A 15,699-nucleotide genomic window follows, 5' to 3' on the forward strand; every position below is an offset into this window, starting at 1 on the left:
ACGATCCGGGCCGTAAAACGCCCCGATCCTCTGGAATTCCACCGCACCGTTACCCGCAGGGGTGACGACTGCGGTTTTGGTGTTTTGTGAAGGCACAAGATGCCGTCGAGAAGCAGTGTGCCGGATATGACCGGCGCGAGTATTGACAGTTGCAACACGAGGAACGTGAATGCCAACGATCCAACAGCTAATCCGCAACCCGCGCGAACCGCGCGTGAAGCGGTCCAAGTCGATGCACTTGGAATCCTGCCCGCAAAAACGTGGCGTGTGTACACGCGTTTACACAACAACCCCGAAAAAGCCGAACTCGGCCATGCGGAAAGTCGCAAAAGTGCGTCTGACCAATGGTTTTGAGGTTATTTGCTACATTCCGGGTGAAAAGCACAACCTTCAGGAACACTCTGTTGTCCTGATCCGCGGCGGTCGTATCAAAGACCTTCCGGGTGTCCGTTATCACATCCTGCGCGGTGTGCTGGATACCCAAGGTGTTAAAGATCGTCGTCAGCGTCGTTCGAAATACGGCGCAAAGCGGCCGAAGTGAGGGGATAAGATATGTCACGTCGTCACGCCGCTGAAAAACGCGAGATTCTGCCCGACGCCAAATATGGCGATAAGGTTCTGACAAAGTTCATGAACAACCTGATGATTGACGGCAAAAAATCTATTGCCGAATCCATCGTCTATAACGCGCTGAGCCGCGTTGAAGAGCGCCTGAAGCGCGCCCCGATCGAGTGCTTCCACGAAGCGCTTGAAAACGTGAAGCCGTCCGTCGAAGTACGGTCGCGCCGCGTTGGTGGTGCCACCTATCAGGTGCCGGTTGATGTGCGCGTTGAGCGCCGCGAAGCATTGGCCATTCGCTGGCTGATCATTGCTGCCCGCAAGCGCAACGAAAACACCATGGAAGAACGTCTGGCCGCCGAGCTTTCGGATGCCGTCAACAACCGTGGTACTGCCGTTAAGAAACGGGAAGATACACACAAAATGGCCGACGCAAACAAAGCGTTCAGCCATTACCGCTGGTAAGGGGGCATCATGGCTCGCGATTTTTCAATCGACCACTACCGCAACATCGGGATTATGGCGCATATCGACGCGGGTAAAACCACGACGACCGAGCGTATTTTGTTCTATACAGGCAAAAACCACAAAATGGGCGAGACGCATGACGGCTCTGCTACCATGGACTGGATGGAGCAAGAGCAAGAGCGCGGCATCACGATCACTTCCGCTGCGACCACAACTTCGTGGCAGCGTCAGGAAGACCCGACCAATGAAGGCACCAATGAAACGAAATATCGTTTCAACATCATCGACACCCCCGGCCACGTTGACTTCACAATTGAGGTTGAGCGTTCGCTGGCGGTTCTGGATGGTGCGATCTGCTTGCTGGACGCCAACGCTGGTGTAGAGCCGCAGACCGAAACCGTTTGGCGCCAGGCTGATCGCTACAAGGTTCCGCGTATCGTCTTTGTCAACAAGATGGACAAGGTCGGCGCTGATTTCTTTAACTGCGTCAAGATGATCAAGGACCGCACCGGTGCGACCCCGCTGCCAATCGCCTTGCCGATTGGTTCCGAGGACAAGCTGGAAGGCGTCATCGACCTTTTGAAGATGGAAGAATGGGTTTGGAAGGGCGAAGATGTCGGCGCTTCCTGGACTCGTGGCCCTATCCGCGAAGAGCTCAAGGAACTTGCGGCTGAATGGCGCATGAACCTGCTTGAAATCGCTGTAGAGCAGGATGATGCTGCAATGGAAGCGTATCTGGAAGGCACTGAGCCTGATGATGCGACCCTGCGCGCGTTGATCCGCAAGGGCACATTGGCCTTGGATTTCGTTCCGGTGACTGCCGGTTCGGCGTTCAAGAACAAGGGCGTTCAGCCGCTGTTGAACGCGGTCATCGACTTCTTGCCATCGCCGCTGGACGTGCCTGCCTATATGGGCTTCAAGGCCGGTGACGAAACAGAAACCCGTGACCAGCCACGCTCGGCTGATGATGGCATGCCGTTCTCGGCGCTGGCGTTCAAGATCATGAACGACCCCTTCGTCGGCTCGCTTACCTTCACGCGGATCTATTCGGGTCAGCTGAAAAAGGGCGATCAGATGGTCAACACAACGAAAGGCCGCAAAGAGCGCGTCGGTCGTATGATGATGATGCATTCGGTCAACCGTGAAGAGATTGAAGAAGCCTTTGCTGGCGACATCATCGCTTTGGCCGGCCTGAAGGAAACCACGACCGGTGATACCCTGTCCGACCCGAACAATCAGGTCGTTCTGGAAACCATGACCTTCCCCGAGCCGGTGATTGAAATCGCCGTCGAGCCGAAGACCAAGGCTGACCAGGAAAAAATGGGTATCGCGCTGGCACGTCTGGCAGCCGAAGATCCATCCTTCCGTGTGGAAACCGATTTCGAGTCGGGCCAGACGATCATGAAGGGTATGGGCGAACTTCACCTCGACATCCTCGTTGACCGCATGCGTCGCGAATTCAAGGTCGAGGCCAATATCGGTGCGCCGCAGGTGGCTTATCGTGAAACCGTGTCGCGCGAAGCCGAGATCGACTATACGCACAAGAAGCAATCCGGCGGTACAGGCCAGTTTGCGCGTATCAAGATGATCATCTCGCCGACCGAGCCGGGCGAAGGCTATTCCTTCGAATCCAGGATCGTTGGTGGTGCTATTCCAAAAGAATACATCCCCGGTGTGGAAAAAGGTATCAAGTCTGTTATGGACTCGGGCCCATTGGCGGGCTTCCCTGTTATCGACTTCAAGGTTGCGCTGATTGATGGCGCTTTCCATGATGTTGACTCCTCTGTTCTGGCGTTCGAGATCGCGGCGCGTGCCGGGATGCGCGAAGGTCTGCGCAAAGCTGGGGCGAAACTGCTGGAACCCATCATGAAGGTCGAGGTGGTTACGCCGGAAGAATATACGGGTGGCGTGATCGGTGACTTGACTTCGCGTCGTGGTATGGTGACGGGGCAGGATAGCCGTGGCAATGCCAACGTGATTGCATCGATGGTGCCTTTGGCCAATATGTTCGGCTATATCAACACCTTGCGGTCGATGACCTCGGGACGTGCTGTGTTCTCGATGCACTTTGACCACTATGATGCGGTACCACAGACCATCTCTGATGAGATCCAGAAGAAATTCGCTTGATAGGTGTGGCGGGTGGTTTGCGTTTCGCTTGCGGCGCGCAGACATGAACCCCGCCCTACCACCCCGTAGGCCGGGGTTCACCCCGGCGCCCGATAAATGAACAGGAGGCCATTATGGCTAAGGCAAAGTTTGAACGTAACAAACCGCACGTAAACATTGGCACGATTGGTCACGTTGACCACGGCAAGACGACGTTGACAGCGGCGATCACGAAGTATTTTGGCGATTTCAAGGGCTATGATCAGATCGACAACGCGCCCGAAGAAAAGGCCCGCGGGATCACGATCTCGACCACCCATGTGGAATATGAGTCGGCAGAGCGTCACTATGCGCATGTCGATTGCCCCGGCCACGCCGACTATGTGAAGAACATGATCACCGGTGCGGCGCAGATGGACGGCGCTATCCTGGTTGTGAACGCCGCTGACGGCCCGATGCCGCAAACGCGCGAGCACATTCTTTTGGGCCGCCAGGTGGGTATTCCCTACATGGTCGTCTACATGAACAAGGTTGACCAGGTCGACGACGAAGAGCTGCTGGAACTGGTGGAAATGGAAATCCGCGAGTTGCTGTCCAATTACGACTACCCCGGCGATGACATTCCGATCATCCGTGGGTCGGCTTTGCATGCGCTGAACGGCACCCGCCCGGAAATCGGCGAAGAGTCGATCAAGGCGCTGCTTGCGGCTGTTGACTCCTATATCCCGACTCCGGCGCGCGCTGTTGACCAGCCGTTCCTGATGCCGGTTGAAGACGTGTTCTCGATCTCGGGCCGTGGCACTGTTGCGACCGGCCGGATTGAGCGCGGGATCATCAAGGTCGGCGAAGAAATGGAAATCGTGGGCATCCGCGACACCAAGAAAACCGTTTGTACCGGCGTTGAAATGTTCCGCAAGCTGCTGGATCAGGGTCAGGCTGGCGACAACGTGGGCCTGCTGCTGCGCGGTGTTGACCGTGAGGGCATCGAGCGTGGTCAGGTTCTGTGCAAGCCGGGTTCGGTCAAGCCGCACACCAAGTTTGAGGCAGAAGCCTATATTCTGACCAAAGAAGAGGGTGGCCGTCACACGCCATTCTTTGCGAACTACCGTCCACAGTTCTACTTCCGCACAACCGACGTGACGGGTACTGTAGAGCTGCCGGAAGGCACCGAAATGGTGATGCCGGGCGACAACCTGAAGTTCAACGTAGAACTGATCGCCCCGATCGCCATGGAAGAAAAACTGCGCTTCGCCATCCGTGAAGGCGGCCGTACCGTCGGCGCCGGCGTCGTTTCGAAAATTATCGCTTAATTATTGGCAGAGGGGTCGGGCCCGGTGTCGCAAGACATCGGGCCTGATTTCCCGCCAAGCCTGAAGGGCACATAACCATGTCAAGTCAAACGATCCGTATCAGGCTGAAAGCCTTCGATTACCGGGTGCTGGATGCGTCCACACTGGAAATCGTAAACACCGCGAAACGGACTGGCGCCACCGTGCGCGGCCCGATTCCATTGCCAAACAAGATTGAGAAATTCACGGTTCTGCGTGGCCCGCATATCGACAAGAAGTCGCGCGACCAGTGGGAAATCCGTACGCACAAGCGTCTTCTCGATATCGTCGATCCAACCCCCCAGACCGTGGACGCGCTGATGAAGCTCGACCTCGCTGCGGGTGTTGACGTCGAAATCAAAGTATAAGGGGGCATCAGATTATGCGCTCTGGCGTTATTGCAAAAAAGCTGGGCATGACCCGGCTGTTCCTCGAAGACGGCAAGCAGGTTCCTGTAACCGTTCTTCAACTCGACAACCTGCAGGTTGTGGCACAGCGCACCGCTGATCGCGACGGTTATACCGCCGTGCAATTGGGTGCCGGTCTGGCCAAAGCCAAGCGGACCACCGCTGCGATGCGCGGCCATTTTGCCAAGGCGAATGTTGAGCCCAAGCGCAAGATTGCCGAATTCCGTGTCACAGCCGATTGCATGATTGATGTGGGCGAAGAGATCACTGCTGACCATTACTTTGAAGGTCAGTATGTGGACATCGCCGGCACCTCGATCGGTAAAGGTTTCCAGGGTGCGATGAAGCGTCACAACTTTGGGGGTCTTCGGGCATCCCACGGTGTGTCGGTTTCGCACCGTTCGCACGGGTCTACGGGCCAGTGTCAGGATCCGGGCAAGGTGTTCAAGGGTAAGAAAATGGCGGGCCACATGGGCTCGGCACGTATCACCACGCAGAACCTGCAGGTCGTCAAGACTGACAGCGAACGCGGAATCATCATGGTAAAGGGCGCTGTGCCCGGCTCCAAAGGTGGTTGGGTGACGGTGAAGGATGCGGTGAAAAAAGCCGTTCCGGATAACGTGATCATGCCTGCGGCTTTGCGTTCGGCTGGTGAAGCAGCCAAGAAGGCCGCAGAAGCAGCGGCAGCAGCGGCAGCGGCAGAAGAAGCAGCACGCGCGGCTGAACTGGCAGCAGAGACAGCAGCAGCTGAAGAAGCGGCCTTGGCAGCAGCAGAAGCCAGCACTGGCGGCGACGATGCGGCTGCGACTGATGGAGGCGATAAAAATGAAGGCTGATGTCATCAAGCTGGACGGCGGCAGCGCCGGTTCCATTGACCTGAATGAGGCACTGTTTGGCCTTGAGCCGCGCGCCGACATTCTGCACCGTGTTGTGCGCTGGCAGCGGGCGAAAGCCCAGGCTGGTACACATTCGACGCTGGGTCGTTCGGACGTAAGCTACTCGACCAAGAAGATCTATCGCCAAAAAGGCACCGGTGGCGCACGCCACGGTGACAAGGGCGCGCCGATCTTCCGTCACGGCGGTATCTACAAGGGCCCGGTTCCGCGCAGCCATGCGCATGACCTGCCCAAGAAGTTCCGTGCGCTTGGTCTGCGTCACGCGCTGTCGGCCAAGGCCAAAGCGGGTGAGTTGATCATTCTGGACACGGCGACAATGGCCGATTCCAAAACCTCGTCCCTTGCCAAGATGGCAAAGGAATTGGGCTGGAAACGCGTCTTGATCATCGACGGTGCAGAAATTGACGGAAACTTTGCCCTTGCCGCGCGCAATATCGACAGCATCGATGTTCTGCCAAGCATGGGGGCTAACGTCTATGATATCCTGAAGCGGGATCAGTTGGTGATCACCAAAGCAGGGATCGAAGCACTGGAGGCTCGTTTGAAATGAGCGTGAAACCGAACCATTACGATGTGATCCGCAAGCCGATCATCACCGAAAAGGCAACCTTGGCCTCAGAAGCCAATGCCGTTGTTTTTCAGGTGGCGATGGATGCAACCAAGCCGATGATCAAAGAAGCTGTCGAGGCAGTTTTCGGCGTCAAGGTGAAGGCCGTGAATACGACCATCACCAAAGGCAAGGTAAAGCGGTTCAAAGGGCGCCCCGGCGTTCGTTCCGACAAGAAAAAGGCCTATGTGACCCTCGAAGAGGGAAATACTATCGACGTCTCTACCGGGCTTTGATAGAAGGCACCGAATCTTGCGGCCCCGAGTTTACTCGGGGCCGTGGATTTTTAACGGCGCAGGACGAGGATCTTTGATTTTCGGCCTGTGACGATCTCCGGGGATCTACGGAGCCCTATAACCTGGGTCACCTTATGTGACCCCCAAGCTAACGGAAGACAGAGAGCATGGCACTCAAGTCGTACAAACCGACGACGCCTGGCCAACGCGGGTTGGTTCTGATCGACCGTTCGGAGCTGTGGAAAGGCCGTCCGGTCAAAGCCCTTACTCAGGGTTTGACCAAATCGGGTGGCCGGAACAACACCGGACGAATTACAATGTGGCATCACGGCGGTGGGGCAAAGCGCCTGTACCGTATCGTAGATTTCAAACGCACCAAGCGCGACATGACTGCGGTGGTTGAGCGGATCGAGTACGATCCCAACCGGACCGCGTTTATCGCTTTGGTGAAGTATGAGGATGGTACGCTTAACTACATCCTCGCACCGCAGCGTCTGGGTGTGGGTGACAGCATTGTCGCTGGCGCCAAGACTGACGTAAAGCCGGGCAACGCAATGCCGTTTTCGGGCATGCCGATCGGTACGATCGTTCACAACGTCGAAATGAAGCCGGGCAAGGGCGGGCAGATTGCACGCGCCGCCGGGACATATGCGCAGTTCATCGGTCGTGATGGTGGCTACGCACAGATTCGTTTGTCTTCGGGCGAATTGCGTCTGGTGCGTCAGGAATGCATGGCGACGGTTGGTGCCGTTTCCAACGCGGACCATTCAAACCAGAACTTCGGTAAAGCGGGCCGCATGCGTCACAAGGGTATTCGCCCGACCGTTCGCGGTGTGGCAATGAACCCAATCGATCACCCACATGGCGGCGGCGAAGGCCGTACCTCGGGCGGTCGTCATCCGGTTACACCATGGGGCAAAGGCACCAAGGGCAACCGTACCCGTTCGAACAAGACCACAGATAAATACATCTTGCGGTCGCGTCACGCCAAGAAGAAGGGCCGCTAATCCATGGCACGTTCAATCTGGAAAGGCCCGTTCGTCGATGGCTACGTCCTGAAAAAGGCCGAGAAGTCACGCGAATCCGGCAAAAACGAAGTGATCAAGATCTGGTCGCGCCGTTCTACCATTCTGCCGCAGTTCGTCGGTCTGACGTTCGGCGTCTATAATGGTAAAAAGCACGTCCCGGTTTCGGTGACCGAAGAAATGATCGGCCAGAAGTTTGGTGAATATTCGCCAACACGGACCTATTATGGTCACGCAGCCGACAAAAAAGCCAAGAGGAAATAAGTCATGGGCAAGGCAAAAAATCCGCGCCGCGTGGCCGATAACGAAGCAATGGCATTGGCCAAGATGCTTCGGACCTCGCCGCAAAAGCTTAACCTCGTTGCTGGTCTGATCCGCGGCAAGAAGGTGGACAAGGCTTTGGCCGACCTCACTTTCTCGAAAAAGCGTATCGCTCAGGACGTTAAAAAGTGCCTTCAGTCGGCCATCGCCAACGCTGAGAACAACCACGGTCTTGACGTGGATGAGCTGATCGTAGCCGAAGCCTATTGCGGCAAGAACCTGACGCTGAAGCGCGGTCGCCCGCGTGCGCGTGGCCGTTTCGGCAAGATCATGAAGCCGTTCAGCCAACTGACGATTTTGGTTCGTCAAAAAGGGGAGTCCGCATAATGGGTCAGAAGGTCAATCCGATCGGTATGCGCCTCCAGGTCAACCGTACCTGGGACAGCCGCTGGTTCGCAGAAAGCAAAGATTACGGCAATTTGTTGCTGGAAGATCTGCGCATGCGCGAGTTCATCCACAAGGAATGCGTCCAAGCCGGCGTATCCAAAGTCATCATTGAACGCCCGCACAAGAAATGCCGTGTGACCATTCACACTGCACGTCCGGGCGTCATCATCGGCAAAAAAGGCGCGGATATTGAAGGCCTTCGCAAGAAGCTTTCGGTGTTCACCGCTTCCGAATTGCACCTCAACATCGTTGAGATCCGCAAGCCGGAAATGGACGCCAAGCTGGTCGCCGAGTCGATTGCACAGCAAATGGAGCGCCGGGTATCTTTCCGTCGTGCCATGAAGCGTGGCGTTCAGAACGCGATGCGCATGGGGGCCTTGGGCATCCGTGTGAACGTGGCTGGTCGCTTGGGTGGTGCGGAAATCGCGCGTACCGAATGGTACCGTGAGGGCCGGGTTCCCTTGCACACGCTGCGGGCTGACATTGACTATGCCCACCACGAGGCGTCCACTGCCTATGGTATCATCGGTGTGAAGGTTTGGATCTTCAAGGGCGAAATCCTTGAACATGATCCGCAGGCACATGATCGTCGTCACGCCGAGGCACAGGAAGGCGCTGTTCCGCGCCAGCCGCGCCGCGAACGCACGTAAGGGAGCAAAAAGATGCTGCAACCTAAACGGACCAAGTTCCGCAAACAGTTCAAAGGCAAGATCAGTGGCGAGGCCAAAGGCGGCTTTCTGTTGAACTTCGGTACCTTCGGCCTGAAGGCTGTCGAGCCGGAGCGCGTCACCGCGCGCCAGATCGAAGCTGCGCGTCGTGCCATCACCCGCCACATGAAGCGTCAGGGCCGCGTCTGGATCCGGATTTTCCCGGATGTTCCGGTATCGTCCAAGCCGACTGAAGTGCGGATGGGTAAAGGCAAAGGTTCTGTCGATTATTGGGCAGCCAAGGTAAAACCTGGCCGCGTGATGTTTGAAATCGACGGTGTATCCGAGGTGATCGCCCGCGAGGCCCTGCGCCTTGGCGCGATGAAGCTTCCGGTCCTGACCCGCGTCGTCCAGCGCGAAGATTGGTAAGATCGCGCTAGCGCGACCAGCGCGGCGCAGCCAGTTACGTTGGTAATTTGCCGCACGCCGCTCAGTAGAAATAAAAGCCCCGCCAGCAATGGCGGGGCTTTTTGTTTGAAACAGGCATCAAATCTTTCTATCCGGCGAAGGGCTCGCGGTGGGCGTCTTTCGCAAACATGCAATTGATGGCCTTGGTTGCGTGGGGCTGTGTTATCCGCCCCCGTTCGGATCCAAGCCAAGTGCACGGGTTCAGGGCCTTGGGGCGCATCAGTCGTATTGGTCTTGGCGCATGGTTTTGCCGCCCCGCGGTCACTGTTCGTCCGAAGGCGACGGGGGTTTTGCCTGCCGATGTTGAATACCGACGGCGCGGGTTACAGCGGCGGTTTTCGCCAGACGCCGCGGTTCCCGCGATCTGTGCCAGATCAACCCGGCCTTGATGGTTGTGAAGACCGCCTCGATGGCGGCGTGCCATAGCAGGTGCCTTGCCGCTTATTGACGCCATGGCCCCATGCTGACGCGGGATTTCGTGATGGTCACGCGAACAATATGGGCGGCCCCTGTCAGGATAAAAAAACAGGCCTCTCAGGCCTGAGTCGCGATGCCGATTGCGGTACCTGGCCTTTTGCGGCTTGCAGCTTGTGCTGCGGGCAACCCCTGCGCAACCAGGCGGGCCATTTCTTGCATCCTTTTTCCAGCATGTTGGAAAAACATCATGTAACTTTCACAAAAATAATTGTGACCGGCCTCACCGTTCCGCGCGGTGGCAAAGCGGTGCTTCGGGCATCCGCCGTTGCAGGCAAAGCGGAATGAGCATGATTGGCACTGCGCGGTAAGACCTTCGCGCTTGTCGAGGCCAAAGTTGGCCTGTCGATCCGTCCACAGCATATCTCGAAGCGGGGTGTCCAGAATGCCGCCTAGCCGGTATTCTGGGTATACATAGTGATCGCAGGAATAGAGGCTGCCATCATGTTCCAGGGCCAACCCATTGCCACAGGTTTCCGAGAAGACGCAAAGTGAAGACCGCCCATCCAGCCACAGCCCCAACTGCACATCAAAATACTGAACGGACACCTTGCCGATGTCTTTTCGAAACCATGTATCAAAAATATCGCAAAGAAACTTGCCATAAGCGCGGGGGCTGACGCTCCATTCCGTGATGCTGTTGCCAGGATCCATGTCCACCTGGGGTGCGCTGGCAAGCCCATCCGTGCCGTTGCGCTCGGCGATTGGGATGAATTGAAGGTATTCAATCCCCAATCCCTTGAGGAATGTATAGACTTCCTTTCCCTTCCCGCCATTCGCGCGATGGACGGTGCACAAGGCATTATGCTCAACTTCAAAACGCTGCAAAACATCAAGCCCGCGCATAACAGCATCAAAGGTCGGGCGCCCGGCCCTATCAATGCGGTAGCGGTCATGCAGCCTTTTGGGGCCGTCCACGCTTATCCCAACCAAGAACTGATTGTCCCTGAGGAATGCGCCCCAATTGTCGTCTAAAAGCGTCCCGTTGGTCTGAAACGCATTTGAAATCGCGATACCTGGCGGTTTATATTTATTCTGCAACTCAACGATTTTGCGGAAATAATCGACGCCCAGCATTGTGGGCTCACCGCCCTGCCAAGCGAAAGGAACCTCGCGCATTCCGGCCTCGACAGAGGTTTCGATCAACTGCCTTATATATGTTTCCAAAACCACATCGGACATGCGGAACTTCTTTTCGGACGGGTAGAGTTTTTCCTTTTCGAGGTAGTAGCAATAGGTGCAGTCAATGTTGCAACGGGGGCCGATCGGCTTGGTCATGATCACGAAAGGCAGGGGCTGGGCTGACATGTAAACACCGATTTTTTTGCAGTTTCACCGCAGCGAGTGGTATTCTTAAACGCCCCCCTAGGCAATGACTACGCGTAAAGACTGCCCGCGTCACGATCAAGGTGATCATGTTTCCAGTGGTTTGGCTTGCTTGTTCCAAGGGCAAGCCATCCGGCTGTACGTTCAAACCAGTATTCGCGGGGGCAGGCCGCAGCGACCCCATTTGTTCGGCAGGTTTGCGGCGCGGCCAAGATGTAATCGGGGTGATTTCATGCTGCCTTTTGGGTTCGTTCTGTGTCAAGGATTTCAATGCGTCATGTGATGGGTCTTTGTTCAGGTCAAAGGCGCAACGCTGTATGTGGCCGATATTTTCTGCCGGGCGGATCATGTTAGCCAGTGCAAGCCGACCAAAATGAATGCGGCAAGAAATACCGTTTCTGCAACGATCAGCACAATCGCCTGCCCGCCCACGTCTAGGATCGTGCGCAGCGAGGTCTTCATTCCCACCGCCGCGATCGCGGTCAAAAGCGCCCATCGTGACAAATCGCCCAAAAGATCGGCCACAGGTGCGGGGACCAGCCCGAGGGAATTAACAGCAGCCAGCGCCAGAAAGGCCAGAACAAAGCCGGGGACCAGTGGCGGGCGCGCACCGCCTGTGTTATCGGCATCACCCCGCGCCCGAATGGCCAGTGAAAAACACAAAACCACAGGGGCCAGCATAGTCACGCGGATCAGCTTTACCAGCGTCGCTGTGTCACCCGTTTGTTCCGAGACCGAAAAACCAGCGCCCACAACCTGTGCGACATCATGAATCGTGCCGCCCAGAAAGACGCCGGTTGCCTGCGGGTCAAGCCCGATAAAGGTGGCAAGCAGCGGATAGGCGATCATCGCGATGGTCGACAGCACGGTAACGGCCAAAACGGTAAAAATCAGGTTGCTTTCAGAATGTTTGTTCTTGGGTAAAACGGCGGCAATGGCCATGGCGGCGGAAGCACCACAAATCGCGACCGCGCCGCCTGTCAGCAAAGCGAACCGCCACCCGCGGCCCAATAGACGCGCGCCCAGAATGCCGAACAAGATTGTCAGGACAACCCCGCCGATGATCAACAGGATCAAAGGGGCCCCAAGGCCGATCAGCAGGTCAACGCTGATCCGCGCGCCCAGCAAGGCCACGCCGAGTCGCAACACCGTGCGCGAGGTGACGTTGATACCCGCAACGCAGCGCCCCTCTTCTGCCAGAAAGTGAAAAGCGATGCCCAAAAGCAGCGCCATCAGCATCGCGGGCGCGCCGTAATGGTCCGAGAGGAACTGCGAGGTGATGGCAATCACGACCGATACCGCAAATCCCGGCATCAGGGCGCCGAAGTTTGGCGAAAGGCGCAGCCGGGCGAAAAACGCCGAAGTGGGGGACTCTGACATGATGACCTCGGGGCGGATTGAGGGAAAAAACAAGGCGGCCCGGGCGCGCGGGCAGGGGCCGCCTTCTGCGTTTAGGCGCGGTCGGTCCAGCGGTCGGCGTAATCGAACGCTTTGGTATAGCCGAACAGGGCAGCCGACCCACCTGTATGCAAGAAGATGACGCGTTCGCCCTTTTTGAAGTGGCCCTTGCGGATCAGGTCAATAAGGCCGGCAGCCCCTTTGGCGGAATAGACCGGGTCCAACAGGATGCTGTCCAACTCTGCGAACATCTGGATCGCTTCCATGCCGCTTTGCGTCGGGATGCCATAGCCTTCGCCGACATAATCGGTGTTGGCGACCACATCTTCACGTTTTACCACACCGCTGCACCCTAACCTATCTGCAGTGGCGCAGGCCAGTTTGAATACATTTGCCTCTTGCGCCTCTTTCGGCGCACGCACGCCAATGCCCAAAAGCGGGATCTGCGCGTTCATGGCCTTCAGGCCAACAATCAGCCCGGCCTGCGTTCCCGCACTGCCGGTTGCGGTGACGATATGGTCAATTTTTGTGCCGCTGTTGTTGACTTGCGCCAACATTTCAAACGCGCAATTCACGTAACCCAAAGCGCCTGTCGGGTTTGAGCCGCCGCCCGGAATGATATAAACCTTGCGGCCATCAGCGCGCATCTTTTCGGCGGTCTTTTCCATTTCGGCTTGCATATCGGTGCCGCCAGCGCGCTTTTCGGTCGTAGCGCCATGCAAATGATCCAGCAGCACGTTGCCGCTATGGTTGTAGTTGGTGTCGTTTGAACCAGTGCGGTCTTCCAGCAGGATATGGCAATCCATGCCGATCTTGGCGGCAAAAGCAGCGGTTTGACGGGCGTGGTTTGACTGGGTAGCACCTTGTGTGATCACCATGTCTGCCCCTTCAAGCTCGGCCTCGGCCATCAGGAACTCCAGCTTGCGGGTCTTGTTGCCGCCGGTGCTAAGACCGGTGCAATCGTCGCGCTTGATCCAGATTTCGGGGCCACCAAGCTCTTTGGTCAAGCGGTCCATCCGCTCCAGCGGGGTGGGCAGGTGGGCGATGAAGCGGCGGGGGAAACGGGCAAGATGCATGGGGAACTCCTCAAGTTGACATAATGGACGGTTACAGCAGTTCAGATTCATTTGGTAATGCGAAATTTCCACTCTATAATGCACAAAGTGCAAGTTGGGGGGCGGCGATGCGGCTTGAATGGATAGAAGATATACTGGCCGTTTTGGACACGGGGTCACTTGCGCGGGCAGCGGATCGGCGTTTTGTGACCCAGTCGGCCTTTACCCGCCGTATCCGCATGATCGAAGACAGCCTTGGGGCCACGCTTTTCGACCGCAGTCGCAAACCGATAGAGGCGCTGCCATCTGTTCGCGCCCTGGAACCAGACTTGCGCGATGCAGCGGCCCGGCTGGTGGCGCTGCGTGCGGGGCTAGGGGGCGGCGTTGGCAGTGCGATTGCGTTTGCCTGCCAGCACGCGATCACCGCCACCGTGTCGCCCCGTATTGTCGCCGCCTTGACCGAGCAAGACAATTTGTCGGTGCGGGTCCGGTCGGGCAACCGTGACGAATGTCTGATGATGCTGCTGTCCGGAGAGGTCGACTTTGCGCTGATGTATGAATCGCCCGCGGCCCGAACCGCCGCGATTCCGCGCGCCTTTGAAAGCGTCTTGTTGGACACAGAGCGGTTGGTCCCGGTTTGCATGCCTGCCTTGCGCGCCGCCGCCAACGGCCCCGTGGTTCCGATCGTCAGCTATCCGGCAGAGGTGTTTTTGGGGCGGGTCTTTGCGCTTGGCCTTGCGCCACGGTTGCCCGAGGGCATCACGACGCTATCCAAGGCGGAAACCGCGCTGACCTTGGCCGCCTATCGCTATGCGATAAGCGGGATTGGGGTTGCCTGGTTGCCCCTCTCTTTGGTGCAAGACGCGCTGGACAAGGAAGAGCTGTGCTTGCTGGAGGATATTCTGCCCGCGAGTGAGCTGGATCTTGTGATGATCTGGCTGCCGGAGCCGCGCCAGCCACAGGTCCAGCGCATCCGTCAGGGCTTGTTGGACAGCCTCTATCCCGATGCAGGTTCAAAGCGCCGTCCAGACCTGCTTGCCGACGCGGTCCAACCGGTCGACCGAACAGAACAGGGATAGTGTCAGCGTTGTCTGCCATTCAGCGCCGCCGACAGCCATCAGCAAACCCCGCGCGATTTCATCCGAAACGGCCCGTTCCGGCAGCCATGCGACCCCACTTCCCGCCAGCGCCCTTCGTTTAAGCGCCTCGGCCAGCGCATCCATGTAACACAGGGCCAGTCGTGGCTTGCGCGTGCCGATGATCTGATCGACGACGGTTCCAAGGAAACTTGCCGGGTCATAGCTGAGATAGGGTATATCGCCGCCAGTCTGCGCCGACAGATTCCACCCACCGGCCAAAGCCGCCTGAGTTTCAGCCACTGGGATGAACCGTTCCACCCCGATATCCTTGCGTTCAAACTGACGTTCGTCGAACACCGGCATCACGTCTTTGTGGCGGTAATACAGCAAAAAATCGCAATTGCCTTCCTGCAAGAACTGGCAGCAGGTGCGCAGGTTGTCAGAATAGACGCGAACCCGCAGGCCGGGAATGTCGTTTTCCAGCTCGGCGATACGGCCCGACAGGTAGTGGACGGAAATCGTGTGCAATACGGCAAAACGCTGAAAGGCTGTCGTGCCGCGTTCCGCCGCGCGGATGGTTTGGCGGATGTCGGTCAAGGTGGTGACCATCTCTCGCGCGACAGGAAGGAATTGAACCCCCGCATCCGACAATTGCACCGGATAGGTAGAGCGTTTGACCAAAGGCGTGCCAAGCCAGATTTCAAGCGATTTTATGCGCCGACTGAATGCGGGCTGGGTGATGTTTCGTTCTTCGGCGGCACGGGTGAAGTTCAACACGCGCCCCAAGCAGACAAAATCCTGTAACCAGTTCAGATCCATGCCAATGCCCCCTGACCCCATCCTTGGCCACGTTAAATGAAACCATACCGATTCTGCATTGTTTAATTCCATGTTTTTATTGGCACGGTTT

18 protein-coding genes are annotated in these 15,699 nt (G+C 57.2%); 14 read left to right on the plus strand and 4 right to left on the minus strand.

What is annotated here, in order from left to right; translation table 11 throughout:
- Positions 1-169: 169 nt before the first annotated feature.
- The 13 genes from rpsL (at position 170) to rplP (ending at position 9,418) form a co-directional block, all read left to right on the plus strand.
- On the plus strand, positions 170-541 hold the full coding sequence (gene rpsL, locus VDP61_RS12785) for a 30S ribosomal protein S12 (protein ID WP_323007260.1): 372 nt from the start codon (positions 170-172) through the stop codon (positions 539-541).
- A gap of 11 nt (positions 542-552) precedes the next feature.
- Positions 553-1,023, plus strand: coding sequence for a 30S ribosomal protein S7 (gene rpsG, locus VDP61_RS12790; protein WP_323007261.1), 471 nt, complete (start codon positions 553-555; stop codon positions 1,021-1,023).
- Between the two features lie 9 nt (positions 1,024-1,032).
- A complete protein-coding gene (gene fusA, locus VDP61_RS12795; RefSeq protein ID WP_323007262.1) occupies positions 1,033-3,156 on the plus strand; it encodes an elongation factor G in 2,124 nt (707 codons plus the stop codon).
- Between the two features lie 113 nt (positions 3,157-3,269).
- Complete coding sequence (tuf, locus tag VDP61_RS12800; RefSeq protein WP_323007263.1) at positions 3,270-4,445, plus strand: elongation factor Tu; 1,176 nt, start codon at positions 3,270-3,272, stop codon at positions 4,443-4,445.
- 77 nt (positions 4,446-4,522) lie between these two features.
- A complete protein-coding gene (rpsJ, locus tag VDP61_RS12805) occupies positions 4,523-4,831 on the plus strand; it encodes a 30S ribosomal protein S10 (protein ID WP_323007264.1) in 309 nt (102 codons plus the stop codon).
- Positions 4,832-4,842: 11 nt separating this feature from the next.
- A complete protein-coding gene (gene rplC, locus VDP61_RS12810) occupies positions 4,843-5,706 on the plus strand; it encodes a 50S ribosomal protein L3 (protein WP_323007545.1) in 864 nt (287 codons plus the stop codon).
- Positions 5,696-6,316, plus strand: coding sequence for a 50S ribosomal protein L4 (rplD, locus tag VDP61_RS12815; RefSeq protein ID WP_323007265.1), 621 nt, complete (start codon positions 5,696-5,698; stop codon positions 6,314-6,316). The genes rplC and rplD overlap by 11 nt, the downstream gene beginning before the upstream one ends.
- Positions 6,313-6,609, plus strand: a complete 297-nt coding sequence (locus tag VDP61_RS12820; RefSeq protein ID WP_022705633.1) for a 50S ribosomal protein L23 — start codon at positions 6,313-6,315, stop codon at positions 6,607-6,609. Before rplD ends, VDP61_RS12820 begins: the two co-directional genes overlap by 4 nt.
- 167 nt (positions 6,610-6,776) lie before the next feature.
- Positions 6,777-7,616 (plus strand): 50S ribosomal protein L2, encoded by an 840-nt coding sequence (gene rplB / locus VDP61_RS12825; RefSeq protein WP_323007266.1) that lies wholly within the window; start codon positions 6,777-6,779, stop codon positions 7,614-7,616.
- Positions 7,617-7,619: 3 nt separating this feature from the next.
- Positions 7,620-7,898 (plus strand): 30S ribosomal protein S19, encoded by a 279-nt coding sequence (rpsS, locus tag VDP61_RS12830; protein WP_323007267.1) that lies wholly within the window; start codon positions 7,620-7,622, stop codon positions 7,896-7,898.
- A gap of 3 nt (positions 7,899-7,901) precedes the next feature.
- Positions 7,902-8,282, plus strand: a complete 381-nt coding sequence (rplV, locus tag VDP61_RS12835) for a 50S ribosomal protein L22 (RefSeq protein ID WP_050524392.1) — start codon at positions 7,902-7,904, stop codon at positions 8,280-8,282.
- The gene (gene rpsC / locus VDP61_RS12840; RefSeq protein ID WP_323007268.1) at positions 8,282-8,992 is read left to right on the plus strand and encodes a 30S ribosomal protein S3; all 711 of its coding nucleotides are present in this window, start codon (positions 8,282-8,284) and stop codon (positions 8,990-8,992) included. The genes rplV and rpsC overlap by 1 nt, the downstream gene beginning before the upstream one ends.
- A gap of 12 nt (positions 8,993-9,004) precedes the next feature.
- Positions 9,005-9,418 carry a 50S ribosomal protein L16 gene (rplP, locus tag VDP61_RS12845; RefSeq protein ID WP_323007269.1) on the plus strand — a complete coding sequence of 138 codons (414 nt, stop codon included), beginning with the start codon at positions 9,005-9,007 and terminating at the stop codon, positions 9,416-9,418.
- A 573-nt stretch (positions 9,419-9,991) separates the two neighbouring features.
- Here the strand turns inward: rplP and VDP61_RS12850 are convergent.
- The 3 genes from VDP61_RS12850 to VDP61_RS12860 form a co-directional block, all read right to left on the minus strand.
- Positions 9,992-11,239, minus strand: coding sequence for an anaerobic sulfatase maturase (locus VDP61_RS12850; protein WP_323007270.1), 1,248 nt, complete (start codon positions 11,237-11,239; stop codon positions 9,992-9,994).
- A gap of 363 nt (positions 11,240-11,602) precedes the next feature.
- Positions 11,603-12,571, minus strand: coding sequence for a YeiH family protein (locus tag VDP61_RS12855; protein ID WP_323007546.1), 969 nt, complete (start codon positions 12,569-12,571; stop codon positions 11,603-11,605).
- Positions 12,572-12,708: 137 nt separating this feature from the next.
- A complete protein-coding gene (locus VDP61_RS12860; RefSeq protein ID WP_323007271.1) occupies positions 12,709-13,731 on the minus strand; it encodes a D-cysteine desulfhydrase in 1,023 nt (340 codons plus the stop codon).
- A 107-nt stretch (positions 13,732-13,838) separates the two neighbouring features.
- Between VDP61_RS12860 and VDP61_RS12865 the strand changes: the two genes are divergently transcribed.
- Complete coding sequence (locus VDP61_RS12865; protein ID WP_323007272.1) at positions 13,839-14,789, plus strand: LysR family transcriptional regulator; 951 nt, start codon at positions 13,839-13,841, stop codon at positions 14,787-14,789.
- Here VDP61_RS12865 and VDP61_RS12870 read toward each other — a convergent pair.
- Positions 14,724-15,608, minus strand: coding sequence for a LysR family transcriptional regulator (locus VDP61_RS12870; RefSeq protein ID WP_323007273.1), 885 nt, complete (start codon positions 15,606-15,608; stop codon positions 14,724-14,726). The two genes, VDP61_RS12865 and VDP61_RS12870, sit on opposite strands and share 66 nt — an antisense overlap.
- Between the last annotated feature and the right edge of the window lie 91 nt (positions 15,609-15,699).

It is taken from the genome of Pseudorhodobacter sp. (genome assembly GCF_034675685.1).
Lineage (GTDB): Bacteria > Pseudomonadota > Alphaproteobacteria > Rhodobacterales > Rhodobacteraceae > Pseudorhodobacter.

Coding starts and splice junctions, on each gene's coding strand:
- VDP61_RS12870 (WP_323007273.1), bottom strand. CDS start 15,608: ATGGATCTGAACTGGTTACAGGATTTTGTCTGCTTGGGGCGCGTGTTG.
- rplD (WP_323007265.1), top strand. CDS start 5,696: ATGAAGGCTGATGTCATCAAGCTGGACGGCGGCAGCGCCGGTTCCATT.
- rpsS (WP_323007267.1), top strand. CDS start 7,620: ATGGCACGTTCAATCTGGAAAGGCCCGTTCGTCGATGGCTACGTCCTG.
- rplB (WP_323007266.1), top strand. CDS start 6,777: ATGGCACTCAAGTCGTACAAACCGACGACGCCTGGCCAACGCGGGTTG.
- VDP61_RS12860 (WP_323007271.1), bottom strand. CDS start 13,731: ATGCATCTTGCCCGTTTCCCCCGCCGCTTCATCGCCCACCTGCCCACC.
- rpsJ (WP_323007264.1), top strand. CDS start 4,523: ATGTCAAGTCAAACGATCCGTATCAGGCTGAAAGCCTTCGATTACCGG.
- VDP61_RS12820 (WP_022705633.1), top strand. CDS start 6,313: ATGAGCGTGAAACCGAACCATTACGATGTGATCCGCAAGCCGATCATC.
- rplP (WP_323007269.1), top strand. CDS start 9,005: ATGCTGCAACCTAAACGGACCAAGTTCCGCAAACAGTTCAAAGGCAAG.
- tuf (WP_323007263.1), top strand. CDS start 3,270: ATGGCTAAGGCAAAGTTTGAACGTAACAAACCGCACGTAAACATTGGC.
- rpsL (WP_323007260.1), top strand. CDS start 170: ATGCCAACGATCCAACAGCTAATCCGCAACCCGCGCGAACCGCGCGTG.
- VDP61_RS12850 (WP_323007270.1), bottom strand. CDS start 11,239: ATGTCAGCCCAGCCCCTGCCTTTCGTGATCATGACCAAGCCGATCGGC.
- rpsC (WP_323007268.1), top strand. CDS start 8,282: ATGGGTCAGAAGGTCAATCCGATCGGTATGCGCCTCCAGGTCAACCGT.
- rpsG (WP_323007261.1), top strand. CDS start 553: ATGTCACGTCGTCACGCCGCTGAAAAACGCGAGATTCTGCCCGACGCC.
- VDP61_RS12855 (WP_323007546.1), bottom strand. CDS start 12,571: ATGCCGGGATTTGCGGTATCGGTCGTGATTGCCATCACCTCGCAGTTC.
- fusA (WP_323007262.1), top strand. CDS start 1,033: ATGGCTCGCGATTTTTCAATCGACCACTACCGCAACATCGGGATTATG.
- rplV (WP_050524392.1), top strand. CDS start 7,902: ATGGGCAAGGCAAAAAATCCGCGCCGCGTGGCCGATAACGAAGCAATG.
- VDP61_RS12865 (WP_323007272.1), top strand. CDS start 13,839: ATGCGGCTTGAATGGATAGAAGATATACTGGCCGTTTTGGACACGGGG.